This is a genomic window from Dactylosporangium sp. NPDC006015, assembly GCF_040614215.1.
Lineage (GTDB): Bacteria > Actinomycetota > Actinomycetes > Mycobacteriales > Micromonosporaceae > Dactylosporangium > Dactylosporangium maewongense.
Genome location: NZ_JBEXUD010000027.1, coordinates 130,509 through 155,298, shown reverse-complemented (window position 1 = coordinate 155,298; position 24,790 = coordinate 130,509). Strand labels below are relative to the sequence as shown.

Annotated in this window: 19 protein-coding genes; 7 read left to right on the top strand and 12 right to left on the bottom strand. The window is 73.5% G+C overall.

Annotated features, from left to right (window positions below):
* Positions 1–141: 141 nt before the first annotated feature.
* Positions 142–1,113 (bottom strand): cellulose binding domain-containing protein, encoded by a 972-nt coding sequence (locus tag ABZ321_RS36935; protein WP_354900154.1) that lies wholly within the window; start codon positions 1,111–1,113, stop codon positions 142–144.
* A 142-nt stretch (positions 1,114–1,255) separates the two neighbouring features.
* On the opposite strand from ABZ321_RS36935, the gene ABZ321_RS36930 reads away from it, so the two are divergent.
* Positions 1,256–1,885 (top strand): MgtC/SapB family protein, encoded by a 630-nt coding sequence (locus ABZ321_RS36930; protein WP_354900152.1) that lies wholly within the window; start codon positions 1,256–1,258, stop codon positions 1,883–1,885.
* A 2-nt stretch (positions 1,886–1,887) separates the two neighbouring features.
* Here the strand turns inward: ABZ321_RS36930 and ABZ321_RS36925 are convergent, their stop codons facing one another.
* Positions 1,888–3,159 (bottom strand): Ig-like domain-containing protein, encoded by a 1,272-nt coding sequence (locus tag ABZ321_RS36925; RefSeq protein WP_354900150.1) that lies wholly within the window; start codon positions 3,157–3,159, stop codon positions 1,888–1,890.
* Between the two features lie 142 nt (positions 3,160–3,301).
* Between ABZ321_RS36925 and ABZ321_RS36920 the strand changes: the two genes are divergently transcribed.
* Positions 3,302–4,321 carry a hypothetical protein gene (locus ABZ321_RS36920; RefSeq protein ID WP_354900148.1) on the top strand — a complete coding sequence of 340 codons (1,020 nt, stop codon included), beginning with the start codon at positions 3,302–3,304 and terminating at the stop codon, positions 4,319–4,321.
* Positions 4,322–4,448: 127 nt separating this feature from the next.
* Positions 4,449–6,386: an EAL domain-containing protein gene (locus tag ABZ321_RS36915; RefSeq protein WP_344512655.1), complete on the top strand. Its 1,938-nt coding sequence runs from the start codon at positions 4,449–4,451 to the stop codon at positions 6,384–6,386.
* Between the two features lie 167 nt (positions 6,387–6,553).
* Here the strand turns inward: ABZ321_RS36915 and ABZ321_RS36910 are convergent, their stop codons facing one another.
* Together ABZ321_RS36910 and ABZ321_RS36905 are read right to left on the bottom strand one after the other, a co-directional pair.
* Positions 6,554–7,336, bottom strand: coding sequence for a polyprenol monophosphomannose synthase (locus tag ABZ321_RS36910; RefSeq protein ID WP_344512657.1), 783 nt, complete (start codon positions 7,334–7,336; stop codon positions 6,554–6,556).
* 87 nt (positions 7,337–7,423) lie between these two features.
* Positions 7,424–8,497, bottom strand: a complete 1,074-nt coding sequence (locus ABZ321_RS36905; protein ID WP_354900146.1) for an ionic transporter y4hA — start codon at positions 8,495–8,497, stop codon at positions 7,424–7,426.
* Between the two features lie 112 nt (positions 8,498–8,609).
* Here ABZ321_RS36905 and ABZ321_RS36900 point away from each other — a divergent pair, with 112 nt between their 5' ends.
* The 3 genes from ABZ321_RS36900 to ABZ321_RS36890 all read left to right on the top strand — a co-directional run bounded on the left by ABZ321_RS36900 (position 8,610) and on the right by ABZ321_RS36890 (position 16,818).
* Entirely contained in the window at positions 8,610–10,058 is a 1,449-nt protein-coding gene (locus tag ABZ321_RS36900; RefSeq protein WP_354900144.1) for an NCS2 family permease, read from the top strand.
* Positions 10,059–10,243: 185 nt separating this feature from the next.
* Positions 10,244–13,558 (top strand): family 78 glycoside hydrolase catalytic domain, encoded by a 3,315-nt coding sequence (locus ABZ321_RS36895; RefSeq protein WP_354900142.1) that lies wholly within the window; start codon positions 10,244–10,246, stop codon positions 13,556–13,558.
* 71 nt (positions 13,559–13,629) lie between these two features.
* A complete protein-coding gene (locus tag ABZ321_RS36890; protein WP_354900140.1) occupies positions 13,630–16,818 on the top strand; it encodes a BTAD domain-containing putative transcriptional regulator in 3,189 nt (1,062 codons plus the stop codon).
* Here the strand turns inward: ABZ321_RS36890 and ABZ321_RS36885 are convergent.
* The 7 genes from ABZ321_RS36885 to ABZ321_RS36855 form a co-directional block, all read right to left on the bottom strand.
* Positions 16,796–17,575 (bottom strand): ABC transporter permease, encoded by a 780-nt coding sequence (locus ABZ321_RS36885; protein ID WP_354900138.1) that lies wholly within the window; start codon positions 17,573–17,575, stop codon positions 16,796–16,798. The genes ABZ321_RS36890 and ABZ321_RS36885 overlap by 23 nt on opposite strands.
* Positions 17,572–18,564 carry an ATP-binding cassette domain-containing protein gene (locus ABZ321_RS36880; protein ID WP_344512668.1) on the bottom strand — a complete coding sequence of 331 codons (993 nt, stop codon included), beginning with the start codon at positions 18,562–18,564 and terminating at the stop codon, positions 17,572–17,574. Before ABZ321_RS36880 ends, ABZ321_RS36885 begins: the two co-directional genes overlap by 4 nt.
* 101 nt (positions 18,565–18,665) lie before the next feature.
* Entirely contained in the window at positions 18,666–18,941 is a 276-nt protein-coding gene (locus ABZ321_RS36875; protein WP_354900136.1) for a hypothetical protein, read from the bottom strand.
* A 220-nt stretch (positions 18,942–19,161) separates the two neighbouring features.
* Positions 19,162–19,500, bottom strand: a complete 339-nt coding sequence (locus ABZ321_RS36870; RefSeq protein ID WP_344512672.1) for a metalloregulator ArsR/SmtB family transcription factor — start codon at positions 19,498–19,500, stop codon at positions 19,162–19,164.
* 261 nt (positions 19,501–19,761) lie between these two features.
* Positions 19,762–20,400 carry a hypothetical protein gene (locus tag ABZ321_RS36865; protein WP_354900134.1) on the bottom strand — a complete coding sequence of 213 codons (639 nt, stop codon included), beginning with the start codon at positions 20,398–20,400 and terminating at the stop codon, positions 19,762–19,764.
* A gap of 94 nt (positions 20,401–20,494) precedes the next feature.
* Positions 20,495–21,808 carry a sensor domain-containing diguanylate cyclase gene (locus ABZ321_RS36860; RefSeq protein ID WP_354900132.1) on the bottom strand — a complete coding sequence of 438 codons (1,314 nt, stop codon included), beginning with the start codon at positions 21,806–21,808 and terminating at the stop codon, positions 20,495–20,497.
* A gap of 107 nt (positions 21,809–21,915) precedes the next feature.
* Positions 21,916–22,857, bottom strand: a complete 942-nt coding sequence (locus ABZ321_RS36855) for a hypothetical protein (protein WP_354900130.1) — start codon at positions 22,855–22,857, stop codon at positions 21,916–21,918.
* Between the two features lie 108 nt (positions 22,858–22,965).
* On the opposite strand from ABZ321_RS36855, the gene ABZ321_RS36850 reads away from it, so the two are divergent.
* Entirely contained in the window at positions 22,966–23,157 is a 192-nt protein-coding gene (locus ABZ321_RS36850; protein WP_344512679.1) for a hypothetical protein, read from the top strand.
* Between the two features lie 7 nt (positions 23,158–23,164).
* Here ABZ321_RS36850 and ABZ321_RS36845 read toward each other — a convergent pair whose 3' ends face one another.
* The gene (locus ABZ321_RS36845; RefSeq protein ID WP_354900128.1) at positions 23,165–24,760 is read right to left on the bottom strand and encodes a GGDEF domain-containing protein; all 1,596 of its coding nucleotides are present in this window, start codon (positions 24,758–24,760) and stop codon (positions 23,165–23,167) included.
* Positions 24,761–24,790: the final 30 nt, after the last annotated feature.

Sequence of the window (24,790 nt, the reverse complement as noted above, 5' to 3'; positions counted from 1 at the left end):
GTGGGCGGTCGCGCCCCCCGCCGCGACCGCGTCCGGCGCGAGAAGGGCGGCGCGGGTGTCGATGCCGGCAGCGTAGGCCGGGGACGCGCCCGCGGTGCGCGGGGTCGCCGGGCGGCGGACCCCGCGCACCAGGTCACGGCGTCACGCCATGGTGCACGGGGCGCCGTTGAGCGTGAAACTTGCCGGCGGGGTGAAGGGGGTGGCCCCGCCGGTGAACCCGGGCATCGCCTGGCCGCCGGGGCTGATCGTGGTGCTCCACGCGTTCGGGGTGAGCGTGCCGGTGTTCCCGGAGCGGGTGAGGATCGCGCCGAACGTGTTGTACGTGACCGCCGTCGAGGCGAGCGTGAAACCGATCGTCCAGCCGGTGACCGGCGCGGCGGTCGTGTTGGTGATCGTGACGTTGACGAGGAACCCGGGACTGAACAGCACGACCTGGACCTTGCAGGTCGGCGCGGCCGTGTACGCGAGGGTGGTGACGGTGGCCGCGGGCGAGCGGGCGGACAGGTTGCCGTTCGTGTCGAACGCGACGACCGCGAACGTGTACGCGGTGCCTCCCGTCAGGCCCGTGACCCGGTAGAAGCGGCTGGACCAGTCGGCGGTGCGGATCGTCGTCCAGACGCCACCGATCAGCTGCTGGAGGTGGTACCCGCCGACCTGGACGTTGTCGGTCGACTCGCCCCAGACCATCGACACCCCGTTGGTGGTGATGCTGCTGAAAAGCGGGGCGCTCGGCGCCGTCGGCGGGGTGCTGTCCGGCGCGGCCAGCGTCGTGAACGTGACCGGCGCCGACGGCGGGCTCGCGACGTACCCGGACGACGCCGTCGGCAGCGAGTACACCCGGAACGTGTACGTGGTGCCCCGCTGCAGGCCGGTCAGGGTGATGCCGTTGAACAGGCCGCGGGCGTACTCGGTCCAGGTGCCGCCGACCTTGCGCTCGACCACGTCCTGCTCGGCGAGCAGGTCGTGCGACCACTGCAGGTCGGCGCTCGTGTCGGCGACGTGCAGCGCCTGCACGTCGACCGGCGCGGTGAGGACCGTTGCGGCGAGGGCGGGCGCCGGGGCGAGCGCCAGGAGCCCGGCGGTGAGCAGGGCGAGGAACCGGGACAGTCGCATCGTGAGCCTTTCGGTGATGGGCGTCGATCACGCCGCATCCATGCTCGGCGCCCGGCCCCACCGCCCACCCCCGATCCTGGACACCGTCGGACAGCGTTGGACAGCGGTGGCGGGAACGCCCCGCGGAGGGTAAGAGTGTCGGATGGACTGGACCGTCATCCTCACGCTGCTGGTCGCCGTTGCGCTCGGCGCCGCCGTGGGCCTGGAGCGGGAGCTGGGTGCCCAGCCCGCCGGACTGCGCACCCACATGCTCGTCGCCGCCGGCGCGGCCCTGTTCACCATCGCCGGCAAGGAGGCCGGCAGTGACCCGACCCGCATCGCCGCGCAGGTCGTCACGGGCATCGGCTTCCTCGGCGCCGGCGCCATCTTCAAGGAGGGCGTCAACATCAGCGGGCTGACGACCGCGGCGTCGCTGTGGGTGACCGCCGCGATCGGGCTCGCGACCGGCCTGGAGCTGTTCTGGGCGGCGGGCACGGTCACCGCAGCGGCGCTCGCCGCCCTGTGGCTGTTCAAGGTCGCGGAGGCCAACTGGCTGCCGGACCGGCACCGCGTCCAGGTGACGCTGACGCTCGCCCCGGACTTCCCGCTCGACGTGGTGGAGCGGGAAGCCCTGGAGGCGCTGCCGGGCGTCCACGTGCTGCGCGTCGACTACGCCGGCCACGACCAGTCGATCGTGCTCACCGCGCAGGGCGACAACAACACGTCACTACCGGCGATCGCGGAGTCCCTGCGCCTGCTGGACGGCGTCCAGGGCGTCGAGATCGCCCGCTGACCTCAGCCGGCCGAGGGCGACGGTGACGCCGAAGCCGATGCCGATGCGGAGGCCGACGGGGCGACGTAAGGCACGGCGCTGCCCTTGACGTACTGGTCCCAGCTCGTCGACCAGTCCGTCCAGCCGTTGCCCCACTTCACCTGCTCCTCGGTGCCCTTGATGATCACCGGGTCGCCGATGCGGGTCTGCTTCCACAGCCACTCCGCGTGCGCGGCGGAGATGTTGGTGCAGCCGTGGGACACGTTGCGCTTGCCCTGGTCGCCCTCGGACCACGGGGCCGAGTGGATGTACTCGCCGTCCCAGGTGAGCCGCTGCGGCCAGTACACCTTGGTGCGGTAGCCCGCGGCGGAGTCGGCCGGGACGCCGTAAGTGGAGGAGTCGAACCACTCCCACTCGTTCTTGATCATGACGATGAAGTTGCCGCTGGCCGACGGGTTCTTCGGGCGGCCGAGGCTCACCGGGATGGTCCGCAGCAGCTGGCCGTCCTGCGTGACGGTCATCTGCTTGGTGGCGTTGTCGACCTCCATGACGAACTTCGGCCCGACCGTCGCGGTGAACGACACGTCGCGCTCGCCCCACCACTTGCCGTCCAGGTTCGTGCCGCCGGTGCGCGCGTTGACCTGGAGCTTCGTGCCGGTCTGCCAGTACTCCTTCGGGCGGAAGTGCAGCTCCTTGCCGGTGAACCAGTTGAAGGCGCCCTCCTGCGGCGGGTCGCTGACCACCTGGATGCGCTGCTGCACGGCGGCGCGCTGGGCCGGCGCGACGTCGACGCCGAACGTGATGATGACCGGCATCCCGACGCCGACGACCTGCTTGTCGTTGATGATGCTGGTGACCTTGCCCAGCTTCGACGGCTTCGCCATGGTCGTGAACGCCGTCGTCGCCGTCGTCGGCTTGCCGTCCGTCGAGGTGGCGGTGACCGTCGCGGTGTACTTGGTGCCGTACTTGAGCTGCGCGGCCGGCTGCCACGCCTTGCCGTCGGCGCGGAGCGCGCCGGCGACCTCCGCCCCGCCCGCGTCGGTGAGCTTCACGGTGACGTCCGCCGCGTTGGTGGCGGTGTACGCCAGGTCGACGGCGGTGGGCACGTTGGCGGCGCCGTCGGCCGGGCCGCTGATCGCGAGCTCCACCGGCAGCGCAGGCGCCTTCGGGCTCGCCGAGGCCTGCTGCTGCGTCTTGCTCGGGGACGCCTTGTCGGTGCAGGCGGTCAACAGCAGCGCCGCCGCGGCGACCAGCGCCGCGGCCGACCGCAGGCGCGGGAGTGTGGTGTGCGTCATCGAGGGGCAGGTTACCCTGGCGCGTCCACCCGTACGACCCCCGGGCGGCGGAGGGCGGCGGCCGTAAAACCGCTGCATGACCGACATTTCGGTGTTTTTGCGCCGAGTGGCGCCGTCCGGGCGGATGGCTATGCTGGCGACGATGCTGACGCTTCCGACCGGGCGCCTGCCCAGGTTTCTGATGCTGCTGCTGGCCACCGTGATCGTGGGGGTGGTCTGGGTCGCCGACCCCGCTGCCGCGGAGCCGGGCGAGGACGGCGGGCAGAATCTCACCGTCCGCCAGGCGCTCGACAAGGCCAACGCCGAGTACAACGACGCCAAGGGCCGCCTCGACAAGTCCGTCGCCGACGAGGCCGCCGTCAACGGGCAGCTGGCGGCGACGCAGACCCAGGTCGGCGAGCTGGAGGCGGCGGCCGGATCGGTGGCCAACGCCGCCTACCGCGGGCGCCGGATCAGCCTGACCAACGTGGTCCTCGCCGGCGACTCGCCGGAGGCCACCATCCACGGCATGACCACGGTGCAGTACATGCTGTACCGTGACGACAAGTCACTGCGCGAGCTGGCCGAGACGCGCAAGAAGCTGGAGCAGCAGAAGGCGGACATCGCCGCGGCGATCGCCAACCAGCAGGCCCAGCTGAAGATCATGGAGACGAACAAGAAGGCCGCCGAGGACGCCCTGAAGAAGGCGGGCGGCGGGGGCACCGTGACCGGCGCGCCGGGCGGCGGCAAGGTCACCACCAACCCGGTCGGCCGCAACGGCGACGGCTCCTACTCCAGCCAGGGCTGCACCCAGGACGACCCGACCACGACCGGGTGCATCAGCCCGCGGATGCTCAACGCCTACAACGAGGCGCGCAAAGCGGGCTACACCCACTACACGTCCTGCTTCCGCAGCGGCGGGGGCGGTGACCACCCGGCCGGCAAGGCCTGCGACTTCTCCGCCAACGCCAAGACCTTCGTCAACGCCCGCGCCACCGGCGCCGACCAGCAGTACGGCGATGCCCTGGCCGCCTGGTGCGTCGCCAACGCGAAGAACCTCGGCGTCAAGTACGTCATCTGGTACAAGCGGATCTGGCAGCCGAGCAGCGGCTGGAAGTCCTACGGCGGCGACGGCACCCCCGCCGGCGACCACTACAACCACGTGCACCTCTCGATGCAGTAGGGCATCCCCCTCCACGCAACCGGTTTGCTCCTGGCCCTATGGATCAGGTGCGGGCACCGGGTGCCGATGGCAGGATCGGCGCTTCGGGCGATGGAGCAGCCGGACCGTTGGACAGGGGGAGCGTGGCGTGCGACGACCAACCGGACTGCTCCGGCGCGGTGCCGTGGTCGGCCTCGCCGCCGTCCTGCTCGGCCTGACCGGCGTCAGTGTCGTCGGCACGAACCGCACCCGCGCCTCCGCGAACGCCGCCGTCCACGCGACGGCGCTCGCCGCCGCGTACGACCTGGCCGACGACGCCGTCGCCCTGGAGAAGATCGCCGACCAGCAGTACCGCCTCGAACCCGGCGTGGCGGCCCGGGAGCTGCACCGCGGCGCGGCCGGCGCGCTCGACGTGGCGCTGCACGACGTCGAGCAGCGCGGCGGGGCCGAGGACCGGGCGCTCGCCGCCCGGGTGCGGGAGCTGCACGCGACCTACCTGACCGCGGTCGCGCGGGTGTTCGAGGCCGCCGACCGTGGCGACACCGCGGGTGCGGCCCGCATCGACGAGGCGGACGTCGACCCGGTCGCGGACCAGATCGGTGCCCTCGTCCACACCGCCACCACCGCCAGCGCGGCCGAGGCGGCCCAGGCGATGCGCGACCTGCACCGCGTCGAGGGCGTCGTCTTCACCGCCACGACCGGCACGTTCGGCGTCGGGCTGGCGCTGCTGGTCGTGTTCGGCGTCATCGCCGGCGGCTACCAGCGCCGCCTCGTGCGGCACGCCGCCGAGCACAAGTACCACGCGTCGCACGACGCGCTGACCGGCCTGCCCAACCGGACGCTCTTCACCGAACGCACCGGCGACGCGCTGCGCTCGCCCGACTCGGCGCTCGCCGTCCTGCTGCTGGACCTCGACCGGTTCAAGGAGGTCAACGACACCCTCGGTCACCAGTACGGCGACGAGCTGCTGCGGCAGGTCGCGGTCCGCACCACCGGGGCGTTGCGCGCCGGGGACGTCGTCGCGCGGCTGTCCGGCGACGAGTTCGCGGTGCTGCTGCCCGGCGCGTCCGCCGCCGACGCCGCGGCGCTGGCCACCCGGTTGCAGGGCGAGCTGCACCGCACCTTCACGCTCGATGACGTCGCCGTCGACGTGGAGGTCAGCATCGGCATCGCCGTGGCGCCCGAGCACGCGAGCGACACCGACGCGCTGCTGCGCTGCGCCGACATCGCCATGTACGCGGCGAAGGACAGCAAGACCGGTGCCACCCTGTACCGGCCGAACATGCACATCGAGGACGGCAACCGGCTGCTGCTGCTCGGCGACCTGCGCCGCGCCCTCGACGTCACCGACCAGCTCACCCTGCACTACCAGCCGAAGATCCGGCTGGACGACGGCCGCCCGTCGGGTGCGGAGGCGCTCGTGCGGTGGGCGCACCCGACGCGCGGGCAGATCCCGCCCGCGGAGTTCATCCCGGTCGCGGAGAGCACCGGTCTCATCACCCGGCTCACCCTGTACGTGCTGCGCCTCGCCGTCGCGCAGGCCCGCGCCTGGCTCGACGACGGTCTCGTCGTGCCGATCGCCGTCAACCTGTCGCCGCGCTGCCTGCTGGACCCCGACCTGGTCGGCCACGTGACGCGGCTGCTGGACGAGCACGACCTGCCCGCCGGCCTGCTGCGCCTCGAGGTGACCGAGACCGCCGTCATGGCGAACCCGGCCCTCGCCACCGAGACGCTCGTCGCCCTGCACCGCCTCGGCGTGCGGCTGTCGATCGACGACTACGGCACCGGGTACTCCTCGATGGCGTACCTCAAGAGCCTGCCCGTCGACGAGCTGAAGGTCGACCGCACGTTCGTCATGCACATGGACGACGACCCGGAGGACGCGGTGCTGGTCCGCGGCGCGATCGAGCTCGGCCACAACCTGGGCATGTCGGTCGTCGCGGAGGGCGTCGAGGGCGCCGCGCACGTCGCCGCGCTGCAGGAGCTCGGCTGCGACGTCGCGCAGGGCTACCACTACGCCCGCCCGATGCCACCGGGCGAGCTGACCGCCTGGCTGAAGACCAGCTCGCTCCCGGTGTCCGCTTAGGGCCTGTTTCATAAGGGGGGTCGAGGCGAGGCGAGGTCCAGGCGTCGATCTGGGGCCGCGACGGGCGCGCCCGGATACCGGTGTTGTATCCGGGTGTGACCGGCGTGGTTCCAGGCGGCGTCTGGGCCCGCCGCAGCCCGGCCATCCCTTATGAAACAGGTCCTAAGTCAGCCGGCCGGCCGGCGGCGCTGGATCTTGCGGTGCCGCAGGCGCAGCTTGAACGGCATCGTCGCGCTCTCGATCTTCGTGGCCGTGGTCATCTTCGACACGCCGTCGGTGCGCTCCTCGAAGCGGATCGGCACCTCGATGATGGTCTGCCCGAGCTTGGTCGCCAGGAAGTGCATCTCGACCTGGAAGCTGTAGCCGTTGGACTGGACCCGGTCCAGGCCGATCGCCTCCAGCGCGTCCACCCGCCAGATCTTGAACCCGGCGGTCAGGTCCCGGATCCGCACCTGCAGCAGGGTGTGCACGTACAGGTTGGCCCAGCCGCTGAGCGCCCGCCGGTACAGCGGCCACTTCTCGTCGAGCTGCCCGCCGGGCACGTAGCGTGAGCCGATGACCACACCGGCGTTGGTGGACAGCAGTGCCCCGAGCATGCCGGGCAGCGCCTCCGGCGGGTGCGACAGGTCGGCGTCCATCTGCGCGACGAACTTGGCGCCGTCCGCGATCGCGTGGCCGATGCCGTCGACGTACGCCCTGCCGAGGCCCTCCTTGCCGGGCCGGTGCAGCACCCGGATCCGCCCGGGGTGCTCGACGGCGAGCTTCTCCGCGACCTCGCCGGTGCCGTCCGGGGAGTTGTCGTCGGCGACGAGGATGCTCAGCCCCGGCAGCGGCAGGGCGAGCAGCCGCTCGACCAGCCGTGGCAGGTTGCCCGCCTCGTTGTAGGTCGGGACGACGACGGTCAGGGGCTCGTCACACCACGGAGACGGCAGCCGCACTGGTTCGATCATTCCCGACCTTCCTCGATTACTGACAATGTCAGACAAGAGGGTATCCGCGTCCGCCCCACCGCCCGTGCACCGGCCCCTCGCCGGTCGTCATGGGCTGGCGGCGAGGAAGAGGAAGGCGGCACAGATCGACAGGTGCACCGCCGCCTGCAGCAGGGTCGCGCGGCCCGGCATGACGGTGAGGATACCGACACCCGCGGTGAGGGTGAGCAGCACGATCTGGGTGGCGCCGAGGCCGAGGACCAGCGGGCCGCTGAGCCAGATCGAGGCGAGCGCGATCGACGGGATCGTCAGCCCGATGCTGGCGATCGCCGACCCGAGGGCCAGGTTGAGGCTGATCTGCACCAGGTCGCGGCGAGCGTTGCGGACCGCCGCGAGGGTCTCCGGCAGCAGGATCAGCACGGCTATGACGACCCCGACGAACGACTGGGGGAGCCCGGCCCGCGCGACGCCGGCCTCGATCGTGCCCGACTCCACCTTCGCCAGGCCGACCACCGACACCAGCGCGACGACCAGCAGCACGAGGCTGGTGAGCGCCTGACGCGGCGCAGGAGCCGCCGCGTGCTCCTCCTCGGCGTCGTTGACCGGCAGGAAGCTCTCGCGGTGCCGCACGTTCTGGACGAGCACGAACAGCGCGTACAGGGCGAGCGACGCGACCGCCGCGAACGCCAGCTGCGGACCGGTGAACTGCGGCGCCGGCGCGCTGGTGGTGAACGTCGGCAGGACCAGGCTGAGGGTCGCGAGGGTGATGACCGCGGCGAGCGCGGCGCCCGTCCCCTCGGCGTTGAACACCGCGATGCGGGTGCGCAGCGCCGCGACCAGCAGTGACAGCCCAACGATGCCGTTGCAGGTGATCATCACGGCGGCGAAGACGGTGTCGCGGGCCAGGGTCTCCGTGCCGGAACCGCCGGTCACCATCAGGGTGATGATCAGGCCGACCTCGATGACGGTCACCGCGACGGCGAGGATGAGCGCGCCGAACGGCTCCCCGACCCGGTGGGCGACGACCTCCGCGTGATGCACCGCGGCCAGTACGGACCCTGCCAGGAGCGCCACCACGACGACCTCGACGGGGATCGGTATGTCGCGCCCCCACACCGCGACGAGGACCGCGAGGGCGAACGGCGGCAGGACCAGGGCGGAGCGGTTCAGAGAAGTGCGCACGCGCGCATCTGACCGCCGTCGCACGCACGAAACATGCCTGACCTTGATTCCGGCCGTACAGATGGGATCATCGCGCGTCGGGGGGTCAGGACCAGTTCCAGGGAGGCAATACATGGACACGACCCGCGCGGAGCCGCGCAACGGCTTCGACCGGTTCTTCGAGATCAGTGCGCGAGGCTCGACGATGAGCCGCGAGATCCGCGGCGGTCTCGCGACGTTCTTCACGATGGCCTACATCGTCGTGCTCAACCCCCTCATCCTCGGCAGCGGTGTCGACAGCACCGGCGGCAAGCTCGCCATCGCCGCGGTCGCCTCGGCGACGGCGCTCGTCGCCGGGGTCGTGACGATCCTGATGGGCGTCGTCGCCCGCTTCCCCCTCGCGCTCGCCGCCGGCCTGGGCGTCAACGCGCTCGTGGCCTTCGAGATCGCACCCCACATGACCTGGGCCGACGCGATGGGCCTGGTCGTGATCGAGGGCGTGCTCATCGGTATCCTGGTGCTGACCGGGCTCCGGGAGGCGGTGTTCCGGGCCGTCCCGACGCAGCTGAAGACCGCCATCGGCGTCGGCATCGGGCTGTTCCTGGCGCTCATCGGCTTCGTCGATGCGGGCTTCGTGCGGCGCGTGCCGGACGTGGCCAACACCACCGTCCCGGTCGGCCTCGGCATCGGCGGCAAGCTGATCAGCTGGCCCGCGCTCGCGTTCGGCGTCGGTCTGCTGCTCACCGTCGTGCTTGTGGTGCGCAAGGTGCGCGGCGCGATCCTCATCGGCATCCTCGCCTCCACGGTCCTCGCCATCGTCATCGAGGCGATCGCGAAGGCCGGCCCGTCGTTCGTGGACGACAAGCCCAACCCGAAGGGCTGGAGCCTCAACGTCCCCGTCGTGCCGGACAAGATCATCGACAAGCCCGACCTGTCCCTGCTGGGCCACTTCAACGTCCTGCACTCCTGGCAGACCGCCGGCGTCCTGATCGTGATCATGTTCGTGTTCACCCTGCTGATCACCGACTTCTTCGACACGATGGGCACGATGGTCGCGGTCGCCCAGGAGGGTGACATGCTCGACGAGCAGGGCATGCCGCCGCGCACCCGCGAGATCCTGCTCGTGGACTCCGTCGCCGCCGCCGCGGGCGGCGCGGCGAGCACGTCCAGCAACACCACCTACATCGAGAGCGCCGCCGGCGTCGCCGAGGGCGCCCGCACCGGCGTGGCGAGCCTGGTCACCGGCGCGCTGTTCCTCGTCGCGATGTTCTTCGCGCCGCTGGTGACGGTGGTGCCCTTCGAGGCGGCGTCGGTCGCCCTCGTCGTCGTCGGCTTCCTCATGATGACCACGGTCCGCTCCATCGACTGGTCGGACTACGAGATCGCCCTGCCGGCGTTCCTCACCATCATCCTCATGCCGTTCACGTACTCCATCTCCAACGGCATCGGCGCCGGCGTCGTCTCCTTCGTCGTCATCAAGCTCGCCGCCGGCAAGGCCCGCGACGTCCACCCGCTGCTCTACGGCGTCGCGGTCATGTTCATCATCTACTTCCTCCGCGGCCCGCTGGAGCTGCTCGTCTGAGACCCGTGAGGGGTGCCCAGGCACCCCTCACGGCGTACAGGCGTCCGCCCCCTTGAGTGGGAGCGCTATGCATCGATACAGTGAAGGACATCGTTGGTTGAAACGTTTTAACCCGTTCGACCGCGACCCACCCCGACGACCCGTGTCACCGCCATGACACGGTTCCCAGAAAGGGGCACAGCATCGTGCACGGTTCGCTGCACCCTGCCCGCCGCCGGTTCCCGCGCGGCCTGCTCGCCGGCGCCCTCGTCCCAGCCGTCCTGCTCGCCGCTCTGGCCGCCGCCCTCAGCACCGCCCGCCCGGCCGCCGCCGCGGCCGGGATCTCCGCCGGCGACCTGCGCGTGGACAACACCACCGACCCGCTCGGCATCGACAACCCCCAGCCGAGCCTCAGCTGGAAGCTCACCTCCGCCGTCAACGGCGAACGGCAGACCGCCTACCGCATCCTCGTGGCCACCGCCGCGGGCAGGCTGACCCCGGGCGCCGCCGACGTCTGGGACAGCGGCACGGTGGGCAGCGGCGAGTCGGTCGCGATCCCCTACGGCGGGCCGGCGCTGCGGTCCGCGCAGACCTACCACTGGAGCGTGCAGGTCTGGGACGCGGCGGGATCACCGTCGGCGTGGAGCGCCCCTGCGCGATGGGAGATGGGCCTGCTCACCGCCGCGGACTGGCAGGGGGCACAGTGGATCAGCCCGGACACCGGTACACCGGACGCGCCGATCCTCAGGACCGGCTTCACCCTTCCGGCGAAGACCGTCGCCAAGGCCCGGGCGCACGTCTACGGCCTCGGCTTCTTCGAGCTGCGGCTCAACGGCGGCAAGGTCGGCGACCACGTGCTGAGCCCCGCCAGCACGCCGTACACCCAGCGCAACCTCTACACGACCTTCGACGTCACGGGATCCGTGCAGGCCGGTGCCAACGCCGTCGGCGTGTGGCTCGGCAACGGCTACGGCCCGCGGTTCAGCCAGTACGGTTTCCGCTGGACCGGGCCGAAGCAGGCGATCGTGCTGCTCGACGTCACGTTCGCCGACGGGACCCGGCAGGCCGTCACCAGCGACCCGGCGTGGAAGTGGTCGACCGGGCCGATCACCGCCGACGACCTGTACGCCGGCGAGACCTACGACGCCCGGCTGGAGAAGCCCGGCTGGGACCGGGCCGGCTACCAGGACGCGGGCTGGCGGCCGGTGCGGACGGTCGCCGCGCCGTCGAGCCGTCTGGCCGCCGCGACCCTGCCGCCGGTCCGGGTCGTGGGCACCGTCCAGCCGGTGCGGCTCACCCAGCCGCAGCCCGGCGTGTACGTCTACGACCTCGGGCAGAACATCGCCGGCTGGCAACGCCTGCGGGTGCGGGGCGCGGCCGGCGCGACCGTCCGGATGCGAACGGCCGAGGAGGTGAACGCCGACGGGACCCTCGACACCGCGACCAACCGCAACGCCGCGAGCACGGACACGTTCGTCCTGGCCGGCACCGGTGGCGTCGAGACCTACGAGCCGAGGTTCACCTACCACGGTTTCCGGTACGTCGAGGTGACCGGATTCCCGGGGACCCCGGCCCTGGACAGCCTCGACGGGCGGGTCGTGCACGCGGACGTCGCGTCCACCGGCACGTTCTCGTCGTCGAACGCGCTGCTGAACCGCATCTGGCAGAACAACCGGTGGGGCATCCTCAACAACTCGATGAGCGTCCCGACCGACACCCCCGTCCGCGACGAACGGACCCCGCCAGGCATGGACGTCCAGGCGTACTCCGACGCGTCGACCCGGGAGTTCGGGATGGACGCCTTCTACGCCAAGTACCTCGCCGACATGCCGCCGGGCACCGCGCTGCCCAGCGACGCCCACAACGCGCAGCAGCCCGACATGGGCGGCAACCAGATCACCCTGGCGTGGACGCTGTACGAGCAGTACGGCAACCGGGCCGTCCTGGCCGCGAACTATCCGTTGATGAAGACGTTCGTCGACACGAACGCCCGCAACCTGCCCGGCCACATCTGGACGACCGGCTTCGGCGACTGGTGCCCGCCCGATCTCAGCGCCAACGCCAACGGCGGCCTGGGCAGCCCCGGCGCCGGCGCCTGCACCAGCGAGGTCTCGCTGGTGAACACGGCGCTGGCGTACCGGCAGGCGCTCACCGTCGCGAAGGCGGCGACCGCGCTCGGGCAGGCCGGCGACGCGACCCGCTACAGCCAGCTCGCCGGCGACATCAAAGCGGCCTTCAACGCACGGTTCCTCAACGCCGACGGCGCCTCCTACAGCAGCGGCCGGCAGACGACCAGCGTGCTGCCGCTCGCCTTCGGGCTGGTCCCGGACGCGAACGTCACCGCGGTCGGGGCCCGGCTCGCCGACACGGTCCTCAACCGCAACGGGGGGCACCTCGACACGGGGATCTTCGGCACGCGGTACCTCATGGACGCCCTCGCCGGCATCGGCCGCACCGACGTGGCGATGACGATCCTGAACCAGACGACCTACCCGGGCTTCGGCTTCGAGATCGGGATGGGGGCGACGAGCCCCTGGGAGCAGTGGATGTACCGGTCGTCGATGGAGACCCACGACCACGCGATGTTCGCGGGCATCAACGCGTCGCTCTACACCGTCCTCGCCGGCATCCGCCCGGGGTCACCGGCCTACCGCACCGTCGTCATCGACCCGCGGGTCCCGGCCGGGCTGCAGGCGGTCAGCGCGTCCATCGACACGGTGCGCGGCGTCGTCGCCTCGTCGTGGACGGTGTCGGGCCAGCAGATCACGATGGACGTGACCGTGCCGGTCGGGTCGGCGGCGACGGTGCACGTCCCGAACTTCGGCCGCGGCACGACCACCGGCGGCGGGACGGTCGTCACCACCACGGGCGCGGAGACGGTGTACTCGGTCGGTTCGGGACGGTGGCAGTTCACCGGAAGCCTCGGCCCGGCCGCCGGTCCGACGCTGCCCGGGACGTGGACGCAGTGCGCCGCCGAGACCGGGACGTGCCAGGTCACGGGCACCGCGACCGTCGCGTTCGGCGCGCAGGGACAGTTCCGGTACCTGACCGTCACCGGCTCGACGCCGTGCACGAACACCGTGTTCGGCGACCCGGTCCCGAACGTGTCGAAGGCCTGCTTCACGCTGGGCCTGCCGGCCGCCGGGAACGGCTGGCAGCAGTGCGCGGCGGAGACCGGGACGTGCTCGTTCGCGGGGACCTCGACGGTGGCGTTCGGGGCGCAGGGGCAGTTCCGCCACCTGACCGTCACCGGCGGGACGGCCTGCACGAACGCGGTCTTCGGCGACCCGGCGCCCGGTGTGCAGAAGGCGTGCTTCCTGATCGCCCCGCCGCCGTCGGCCACCACGTGGAGCCCGTGCGCGGCCGAGTCGACGACGTGCGCGTTCACCGGGACCCGCCAGGTCGCGTACGGCGCCGCGGGACGGTACGCGTACCGCACCGTCACCGGCGGCACCCCGTGCACCAACGCGGTCTTCGGCGACCCGGTCCCCGGCACCCAGAAAACCTGCTACGTCCAGTGACCCGCGCCTGTCCCGCGTCGCGGCCCCGGGCACGGCGGAAACGCCGGGTGGGCGGGCACTAGCCTGGGGCCGTGAGCGTCGAGCTGCGCCTGCTGTCGCGGGTCGCCTACCGTGGCCGGGACATCGTCGGGCCGCGGCAGTGCGGGCTGCTCGCGCTGCTGGCGGGGGAGCCGCGGACCGGCTGCGGCACCGCCAGGCTCGTCGACGGGCTGTGGCCCGACGAGCAGCCGGAGCACCCGGCGAAGGCGCTGCAGGTCGTCGTGTCGCGGGTGCGGGCGCAGGCCGGCGCCGACATCGTGGCCAGGACCGCGGGCGGATACCGGCTCGCGGTGCCGGCGCCGTTGCTGGACACCGAGGCGGTGCTGCTGCACGCGGCCGCCGCGGCGGACCTGGCCCGGGGCGGGGACCACGCCGGGGCGCTCGCCCGCGCGGAGGAAGGGCTCGCGCTGTGGGACGGCGCCGAGCCGGCCGACCCGGGCCTGGCCGACCCGCTGTCCGTCCTGCGTGCGGAGCGGGACCGGACGCGCCGCGCGCTGCTCGCCGCGCGGGCGGTCGCGCTGTCGCGGCTCGGCCGGCACGCCGAGGCCGTCGGCCCGCTGACCGAGGCGGCCGCGCTGCGCCCGAAGGACGAGGCGGTGCTGCTCGAACTGCTGCGCGCTGAGGCGGCGACGGCCGGCACCGCGGCGGCGCTGGAGCGGTACGAGACCTACCGGGCCACGCTGCGCGACGAGCTCGGCGCCGACCCGGGCCCAGCCCTGCAGGACGTGCACCGGCGGCTGCTGCGCGACGAGGCACCCGCGGTGCGGCGCGGCGTCCCGCACGACCCCAACCCGCTGCTCGGCCGCGACGACGACATCGCCGCGGTCACGGAGCTGCTTGCCACGTCCCGGGTCGCGTCGGTCGTCGGGACCGGCGGGCTCGGCAAGACCCGGCTCGCGTACGCGGTCAGCCGCCAGGCCCGCCAGCCGGTCGTGCAGCTCGTCGCGCTCGCGGGTGTCGCCGCCGACGCGGACGTGGCCCCGGCGGTCGCGTCGGCGCTCGGTGTCGCCGCACCCGCCGACGGTCCCGGGGCGGCCGCCGCGATCGCCGCCGCCCTCGGCACCGGGCCGGCGCTGCTGGTGCTGGACAACTGCGAGCACGTGGTCCGCGGCGCCGCCGACCTCGTCCGGGACCTCGTGGCCGCGACGGGCGACCTGCGGGTGCTGACCACCAGCCGGGCGCCGCTCGGGTTGTCCTCGGAGGTGGTGTACCCGCTGCCGGAGCTCGACCTGGCCACCACCGTCGAGCTGTTCCGGCAGCGGGCGAGGGCCGCCCGGCCCGGCGCGGACGTGCCCGGCGACGTGGTGCGGCAGCTGTGCGCGCGCCTGGACGGGCTGCCGCTCGCGGTCGAGCTCGCCGCCGCCCGCGTGCGGGTCATGTCGGTGACCGAGATGGCCCGCCGCCTCGACGACCGGCTGGCCCTGCTGCGCGGCGGGGCGAGGGACGCGCCGCCGCGGCACCACACGCTGCACGCCGTCATCGACTGGAGCTGGAACCTGCTCACCGAGCCCGACCGGGCGGCGATGCGCGCCCTGTCCGTGTTCCCCGGCGGGTTCACCGCCGGCGCGGCCCGGCACGTCCTCGCCGAAGCCGAAGCCGAAGCCGAAGGCGAATCCGAAGGTGGCGACGACGTCCTGCTGGCGCTCACGCAGCTCGCCGACCAGTCGCTGCTGAAGGTCACCGACACGCCGTTCGGCACCAGGTTCCGGATGCTGGAGACGGTGCGGGAGTTCAGCACCGCGCACCGGGAGCGGGCGGGCGGGACCGGTCGCGCCGTCGACGGGCTGCTCGCGTGGGCGGGGGAGTTCGGCGTCGCGCACGCCGGAGCGGTCTTCGGCACGGACCTCGTCAGGGAGGTCGAGCGGGTCCGCGCCGAGCAGGACAATCTCGTCCTCGCCCTGCGCCACGCCGTCGACCGAGCCGATGGTCCCGCCGTCGCCGCCGCGGCAGGTGTACTGGCGGCGCTGTGGACCGTCGAGGGCAGTTTCGTGCGGATGACGGCCCTGGCCCGCGACGTCGAATGGGTCATGTCGCACGTGCGGCCCGCACCCGCGCTGGTCGAGGTGGCCCGCACCGCGGCGCTGCTGTGCGCGATGAACGACTTCCTCATGCGAGGGCCGATGCCGGGCCGGTTCCTCGTCGCCCTGCGCCGGCTGCCGCCCACGACGCCGGACACGCTGATCGGCGCGGCCGACGCGGTCCGGCGCGCCATGACGCGCGACGAGGCCGCGCTGTGGGCGCTCTGCGACAGCGACGAGCCGCTGCTGGCCGGGATCGCGTACGGCGCCGCCAGCTACCTGTGCGAGCAGCGGCAGGACACCGATGGCGCGCTGCGGGCGGCCAGAAGGATGCTCGCGGTGCTCGGCACCCGCACGACCCCGCTGATGCGGGCCGTCGCGCACTCCCGCATCGGTGAGCTGCTCGTGGAGGTCGGCCGCGGCGAGGAGGCGGCGGCGCACCTCGCGGAGACGCTGGCGGTGCTGGACCAGCTGCGCCGGCCCGGCGTGCCGTCCAGCGCGTCGCGGGTCCGCGGTGCGATGGCCCTCGCGAGCCTGCAGCGCGGCGCGCTGGACGAGGCGGAGGACCTGCTCGAGCAGGCGGTGCAGAGCGCCCACGACCCCGGCGACGACCCGATGATGTTCGGCTCCGGGGTCCGCGCGGAGATCCTGATCGCCCGCGGCGACGTCGACGCCGGCCTCGCGCTGTGGCGCGAGGTCGTGGCCCGGCTCGACGCCGCCGAGGGTCAGGAGCTGCCGGGCTCGGCGGGCTGGGCGATGGAGGTGCGGGCCACCACGGTGATCGCGCACGCCCAGCACGGCCGGCTCGACCTCGTCCCGGCCATCGTCGACGGCCTGCCGGACCTCCTGGCACGCCTGCTCGCGAGCTCCGGCACCGTCAACGCGGTCGGCGGCCCCGTGTACGGCGCGCTGCTGCTCGCCCTGGCCGTCGCCGACCTGGACCGCGGGCGGCGCACCGGCGACACCAGGGTCGCCGCGTGCGCGGCGCGGATGATCGCCCTGGCGGAGGCGTTCCGGTTCACGATGGGCTTCCAGCCGACGATGCACGCCGGCTACGCCCGCGACCTCGCGGAACAGGCCGACGCCGCCGAGTACGTCTCGGCGGCGTCGGACTACGCGGCGCTGGAGCGGGACGCGCTGCGGGAGGCCGCGTCCGCGGTCCTGCTGGCGCGCCGCGCGCTTATCGGCGCGGAGCGCGGTTGAACACGGACCTCGCCCACAGGTAGCCGACGGCGGAGAGCCCGACACACCAGGCGACCGCGATGCCGCCGCTGTTACCGACGGGCGTGTCCATCAGCAGCGCCCGCAGCGTGTCGATGATCGGCGTGAAGGGCTCGTTGGCGGCGAACCAGCGCACCGCCCCCGACATCGACTCCGTCGTGACGAACGCGCTGCTGACGAACGGCAGCACCTGCACGAGCAGCAGGAAGCCCGTGGTGCCCTCGGGGGTGGGGGAGACCAGCCCGATCGCGACCGCCAGCCAGGTCAGCGCGAGGACCAGCAGCAGCACGAGACCGGCCGCGCCGAGCCACCGCAGCGGGTCGGTGGTGGGCCGGAACCCCATCAGCAGCGCCACCCCGACGACGAGCGCCAGGCTCAGGAACGTGCGGATCGTGGCGGCCAGGACGTGCCCGGTCAGCACCGACTGCCGGGAGATCGGCATGGTGCGGAACCGGTCGATGATGCCCTCGGTCATGTCCTTGTTGACCGCCAGCGCCGTGGTCGAGGCGCCGTACCCGGCGGTCACCAGCAGGATGCCCGGCACGATGTAGTTGATGTAGGTGCTGCCACCGGCGATGCCCGCGTTGATCGCGCCGCCGAAGACCCCGACGAACAGCAGCAGGAGCAGCACCGGCACGAGCAGGGACGTGACCATCGAGGCGGGGTACCGCATCGTGTGCAGCAGGCTGCGGCGCAGCATCGTGGCGGAGTCGGTGACGGCGGTGGTCATGGTGCTCATCGGGCGCCTTCCTTCGCGGCGGTGGTTGCGGTGGGCTGGTCCCCGGTCCGGCTGCTCTGGTGGCCGGTCAGGGCGAAGAACACGTCGTCGAGGTCCGGCGTGTGCACGGACAGGTCGGCGACGGGCACGGAGGCGGCGTCGAGCCGGTCCAGCAGCACCCGCAGCGAGGAGACGCCGCCGTCGCCCGGCACGCGCAGCGCCAGCTCCTCGTCGTCCCGCGCCGAGCCCGCGAACAGCCGCGCGGCGGTGTCCAGGTCCTCGGCGGTGTCGAACCGCACCCGGATGTGCCCGCCGGGGATCTGCCGCTTGAGCTGCTCGGCGGTGCCGGTGGCCACGATCCGCCCGCCGTCGAGCACCGCGATGCGGTCGGCGAGCTGGTCGGCCTCGTCGAGGTACTGCGTGGTCAGGAACACCGTGACCCCGTCGGCGACGAGCCTGCGGATGATCTGCCACATGGTCCGGCGGCTGCGCGGGTCGAGCCCGGTGGTGGGCTCGTCGAGGAAGATGACGCTCGGGTCGCCGACCAGCGTCATCGCCAGGTCGAGCCGGCGCCGCATGCCGCCGGAGTAGGTCGCGGCGGCCTTCTTCGCCGCGTCGACCAGGTCGAACCGCTCCAGCAGGTCGGCGACCCGCCGCCGGCCGCCGGCCCGGCCGAGGTGGTGCAGGGCCGCCATGAGCGCGAGGTTCTCCTCGCCGGTGAGCAGCCCGTCGACCGCCGAGAACTGCCCGGTGACCCCGATCGCGGCGCGCACCGCGCCGGCCTCGCGGACCACGTCGTGCCCGGCGACGGACGCCTGCCCGCCGTCGGCGCCGATGAGCGTCGACAGGATGCGCACCGTCGTCGTCTTGCCGGACCCGTTCGGCCCCAGCAACGAGAAGACCGTCCCGCGCGGGACCTCCAGGTCGATTCCGTCGAGCACGACGTGGTCACCGAACGACTTGCGCAACCCGGTAGCCACGATCGCCGACGGGGACGGGGTGGTAGCCACGTCCCTCCCTCCCAACCGCCGCTGTGACGCTGGTGCGCCACGACTGCGACGATCGTGCGGGCCGCGACCTTCACCGCGGTTTCACGGGCTTTCAGCGCCCTTCACCTCCGGGCGGTGCCCGCCACCACCCTCGTGGCCAGGTTGTTGCCGCCGCTCACGGTGCCGGTGACGGTGACCTGCATGCCGGTCTTCACCCCACTGAGCCCCCTGAGCCCTCCAAGCCCACCGGACCCGGCCGGGACGCCGTTGACCACGACGGCGGTGCCGGACGTCAGCGTGAACCTGACCGTCCTGGGCCGGCTGTCGCGGAACTTGTAGGCGCGGGTCACCACCAGCGACGCGTCGGCGGTGCGGACCGACGCGACGGTCCCGACCACGGACACCGCACCCGGTGCCGGTGTCACCCCCGCAGCCCGGGCTTCCCCCGGCGTCATGAACTGGCTTCCGGCGACCACGGCAGCGATCAGACCCGCGGTGCGGTGATGACGTCGTGACAAGGTTCCGCCTCCTGATGGTGTGCCGGAACCGGTAGCGTCCCCGACCAGGGTTGCGGCCCGGGTGCCGTCGCGGTCCCGTCCGGTTTCGCGCCGCAGCCTGTCAGCCGGGCGGGTCGGCCAGGAAGGACGAGAGGCGGCCGAGACGGTCGTCCCAGTCGGCAGCGAGGGCGGCCAGGTAGCCCTGGGCGAGCTTGATCGGCTCGGAGCGGTGGCGGAACAGGACCCGGCGGCCGGTGCCGGCGTCGCTGGTGACCAGGCCGGCGTCGGCGAGGAGGGCGAGGTGCTTGGCGACGCCCTGGCGGGTGATCGACAGGCGGCCGGACAGGTCGGTGGCCGTGCTCGGGCCGTGCTCGGCGAGCGAGGCGAGGATCGCCCGGCGGTTGGGGTCGGCGAGGGCTGTGAAGACGGCGACCGCCGTTTCCTCGGGTTCAGACGGCATGGCTCGAGGTCGTCGGCATGGTCGGCTCCTGCGGTCGCGGCGTGGCGATCTACCGTACCTGGACCGCCGCACCCGCTCGACGCATCCGGCTCCACGGCCGCCCGCCCGGCCCTGCCGCGGCGGCCGGTCATGCACCCCGGGACGCGGCCCGCACCGCCCGCCCGGAGCTGCCTCGGCGGCCGGTCAGGCACCCCGGAAAGCGGCCCGCGCCGCCTGCCCGGAGCTGCCGCGGCGGCCGGCACGCCTCCGTGAAGCGGCCGGTCAGCCGCCCCAGAGCGTGAGCGCGAGCGTCGCCACGCCGGAGCCCGCCAGGGCGAACGCCCACACCCGGTCGGCGTCGAACCTCGCCCTGACCCGCACCGGGCGCAACCGCAGCACCTCGTAGGCCACCAGCGCGACCAGGCCCGCCGCCGCGACCATCGCCGCCGTGTGGACCGTCGTGGCGAGGATGCCGGTCATCGCCGAGGTACGGCCGGCGGCGCCGACGGCGTGGCCGTGGTGGGCGGCCGCCGGCACCGCGGCGAGCAACGGCAGCAGGACGAGCCCGGCGCCGTGCGCGGATGACATCAGGAACGACCACGTGAGCAGGTCGGCCGGGCGCGGGCCGGTCCGGTGGTGGCTCGGGGACAGCAGCCGCCAGACGCCGAACGCGGTCAGCGCGACCCCGCCCGCGGTCGCGACGAGCCGCGCGCCGGTCACCGACATGAGCGCCGCGACCAGCGTCGCGATCACGAACACCGACGCGGCGTGGCCGAGCGCGATCGGCCCGAGCGTCGCCGCGATCGCCGCGCGCCGCCGCTCCCGCACCCCGCCGGCGAGGGCGAAGAGCCACCCCATGCCCGGGTTCAGCCCATGGAATGCGCCGAGCCCGGCCAGCACCACGTACTGCCACGGATGCATTGCCCGCTCCCTTGTCGCAACCGTCCGGTTGCAGCAACGTATCGCAACTTGGAGGTTGCGTCAACGATGGTGGGGATCCGTGGGGCGGTCCGGGTCAGGCGACGTCCGGATTCGAGGGGAGCGCCAGCCAGCAGTGGTCCAGCCCCGGGTCGGCGAACGCGACCCGGCGCGGCCGGCGCTTCGCCCGGTACATCGCCTCGTCCGCGGCGCGCACCAGCTCCTCGGGGTCGACGGCGGCCTCCGGGTCGTCGGCGACCGCCACGCCGATGCTGGTGGCGACCGTGATCGTCGCCAGGGACAGCACCAGCGGCTCCTCGACCGCGGCCAGGATGCGCTGGAGCACGGGCGTGACCCGGTCGACCGGCCCGAACTGCTCCAGCACCACCACGAACTCGTCGCCGCCGAGGCGGGCCACGAAGTCGGTGCTGCGGACGGTGCCGGCGAGCCGGCCCGCGATGCGGATGAGCAGTTCGTCGCCGACGGCGTGGCCGTACTTGTCGTTGACGGGTTTGAAGCCGTTGAGGTCGAGGAACAACACGGCGATCGGCCCGCCGCCGCGGCGGACCCGTTCGGTGGCGTCGCGGATCCGCCCGACGAGCCGGCGCCGGTTGGGCAGGCCGGTGAGGACGTCGTGCGCCGCCTCGTGCTCCTGCCGCCGCTGCTCGGTGACGTCCCGGTTGACGAAGACGTACCCGGCGGGCGTGCCGTCGTCGGACGCGTGCAGCGCCGACACTGACGACAGCACGGTGAGCGGCGCCGCGTCGGAGCGCCGCTCGCGCAGCTCGCCCTCCCACCGCCCGGACGCGGCCACGTCCTGCAGCATCTGCGCCGCGGGGACCTCGGTGTCGTCGGTGACGCACGCGGTGGCGAGCAGCGCGAGCAGGTCGCAGCCGACCGCGTCGCCGGAGGAGTACCCGTACAGGCGCTCGGCCCCGGAGTTCCAGCTGACGATCACGCCGTCGGCGTCGCAGGAGACGATGGCGTCGGAGATCGCGTCCAGCAGGTCGCCCTGGCGGCGGGCGTCCTCGAGCAGCTCCAGCGTCGCGGCGAACGCGTGGCTGTGCTCGATCACCCCGCCGGCGACGGTCGCGGCCGCCTCGACGAACGCCATGTCCGCGGCCTGGACGGCGTCGCCGTCGCTCCCCAGCACGCCGAGCGCGCCGATGACCGTTCCCCGGGCGAGAATGTGCGCCACACTGATGGCGTTTTCCGCGTCTGTACGGGGTGGCCCGGCGACCGCGTCGAGCAGCGCTCCGGCCAGGGCGGGCCCGGCCTCACCGGCGGTCCGGACCACCGGCGCGGCGCCCGTGGTGAGCGCTCCCACGACGCAGCAGTCCGGCAGCTCCGCGCCGACGGCGGAGACCAGACGCTCCAGAAGGTGGCCGTCGTCGGGCGGTGCGTCCAACATGCGGACGCAGACGTCTGCCACCGCACGCAGTCGGGACACATCGTTCTATCGGCCGCCGGAACGCGAACTGAAGCACCCTCGCGGGCAGGCCCGGCGTGTGCCGCCGCTCAGTCCTTCCCGTCCGGCGCGGGCGGCTGCCCCTCGTCGCCGCCCGTGGTCGGCGGCGGTGGTGCGTCGTCGCCGCCCGTGGCCGGTGGTGGTGGTGTGTCGTCGCCGCCCGCGGTGCGGGTGCCGGCGCGTGGGGTGCCGAGCACGATCAGCGCCGGGCCGGCGATCGTGAGCGCGGCGGTCAGCGCCGGCCCGTACTCAACGCCCTCGTCCACCGCGGTGCCCCAGGCGATCGCCGTGTAGGCGTCCCCGCACAGGGCGTCGGTGAGCGCGGCCACGGTGAGCCACGCGCCGGTCAGGTCGGACTGCGTCACGGCCGCCTGCACCGCGACGAGCCCCGCCCCCGCCGCCACCAGCCACCGGCGGTCCTCGCGCCGGCCGGCCAGGAGCAGCAGTCCGAGAGCGGCCGCGACGGCGAGCGGCCCGGGCCACGCGCAGCGGGCCACCCCGGCCATCTCGTCCAGGTCGACGTCGAACCAGAGGCCGGCCAGGACGCCCACGCCCACCACGACGGCCGCGACCGTGGTGGCCACGACCCGCACCCGCCGGTGGGCGCGGGGCAGCCCGAGCACGGCGGCCACCAGCAGGACCACCGCGCCCAGCTGGACCAGTGTCGCGATGGACTCCGACCGGTACGCCCGGCCCGCGGCGTCCAGCATGGCCTGCAGCGCGACCGTCTGCGACGGCCCGTACCCGAACCAGCCGGCGTCCTGTCCCGTGTCGTCGACCGCGGCGTCCCGTACCAACGCGGCGACCGCGAACAGCAGGCAACCTGCCGCCGGCGCCCACCGCGACCGGCTCCACCGGACGGCGAGCACCGCCAGCACGACCAGCGCCGCCGCCGTGCACCGCAGCGACACCTGCGTCGCCGACAGCGCCGCCGCCGACACCGCCAGCACCCCGGTCACCGCGAACATGGACACGAGCAAGGACAGGCGCACCGCCGGATCTTGCCACAGCACCCGCCACCGCAGGGGGCGCCGAACTACATGGGTGTACTTATCGATCATTGCTTCCCGCTGGTGACGGGGCTGTCGTAGCGTCGGGTGGTGAGCGCGGCCGTGATGCAGACACCCGACGGGCGGTGGCGCGTCGAGGTCGGCGGGGTGGGCTCCGTCGCGTGGTACAGGGTGATCGGCCCGGGCGTGTCGCGGGCGGTGCCGAGCGTGGACAAGCTCGCCGACGTGCTGCGCGAGGAAGGCGTCGAGCTCGGCGACTTCGTCGAGCCGGAAGTCGCCTGACGCCCGCTCAGACGGTGACCGGGCGGCGCTTGCGGTCGTACATCTTCCGGTCCGCCTCGGCGACGAGCTGCTCCGCCGTGCCCGGCCCGGCAAGCGCGGTGCCTGCCTCGTCGGACGCACTGCCTGCCGTGTCGAGTGCGCCGCCTGCCTTGCCGGTCGCGGTGCCTGCCGTGTCGAGTGCACCGCCTGCCTTGCCGGTCGCGGTGCCTGCCTGGACGGGGGCGGTGGCCGCCCTGCCGGACGCGGCGCCCCGCCTGTCGGGGGTCGGGCCCGACTTGTCGAGGGCGGGGCCCGACCCGGTGAGGGCGGTGCCGATCGTCACGCCGACGTCGACCTGGTGGCCGGCGACCGTCATCGGCGCGCCGACGGCGGCGGTCAGCCGGCGCCGCAGCGCGTCGGCCCGCGTGGCGTCGACGCCGTGGCAGACGATCAGGAACTCGTCGCCGCCGATCCGGCCGACCAGGTCGCCGGGGCGCACCGCGGCGCGCAGCCGGGCCGCGACCTGCCGCAGGACCTCGTCGCCGGCGAGGTGGCCGAGCGTGTCGTTGATCGGCTTGAAGCGGTCGAGGTCGCAGTACAGCACCCCGACGCCGGCGCCGAAGGACTCCTCCAGCCTGGCCAGGACGCCGTGCCGGTTGAGCAGGCCGGTGAGCTCGTCGTGGCTGGCGCGGTGCGCCAGCGCCGACTCGGCCTCGGCGCGCTGGCGCAGCAGCTGGCCGATCCGGGCGAGGACGAGCCCGATGACGACGAGCGTCCCGACGCTGAGCAGCGGCGCGTCGGCCTTGCCGCCCCACAGGACGGGCAGCGCGCCGACGACCGGGTTGATCGAGAGGACCGCGCCGAGGTGCGCCAGGCGCAGCGTGGGGCGCTCCGGCTGCCGCCCGACCGGCTCGGTGAGCGTGACCGCCGCCGGGTGCAGCGCCGCGGCGCCGAAGCTCAGGTACGCCACCGCCCACAACGCCGGCACGACCTGCGTGGCCACCGGGTGGGGCAGGTCCGCGGCCAGTACCGACGCGACGACCCCGGCGAGTCCCAGCGCGATCGACACATAGAGGTAGCGCAGCGACCCCGTGCCCATCGTCCGGGCGATGCGCCGCATCGAGCCGAGCGTGGCCAGCAGCGCCAGGAGGTTGGCCAGCGCCAGCAGCTGCACCGCCGCGGGCGCGTGCCCGGCGGCCAGCCGCGGCCGCAGCACGAACTCCCACAGCGGGCCCGCGGCGCCGACGCCGATCAGCGCCGCGTCGATGACCCCGCCGCCGTCGCCGGGCGTGTGCCGGGTCACGACGACCGCGCTGGCCGACAGCAGCCCGAGGAACCCGGCGGCCATCAGGACCGGCGCGACGAGCCCGCCGCCCGGCACCTCGACGCCGAGGTCGGCGCCGAGCCCGAGCAGGTTGGTGCCGGTCAGCAGCCCCAGCCCGACGAGCGCCAGGTGCCAGGGCAGCGGGCCGCCCGGCCGGCGGCGGCGCAGGTGCCAGCCGATCGCGGCGGCCGGGGCCAGCCCGCTGAGCAGCATGACGAACGCCTCGGCGGGCCCGTCGAACGCCAGCAGCGCCGTCACCGTCACGACGACGGCCAGCGCATAGGCTCGATGCAGGATCACCACCCCGGAGAGATCGTCCTTCGGCGTGCG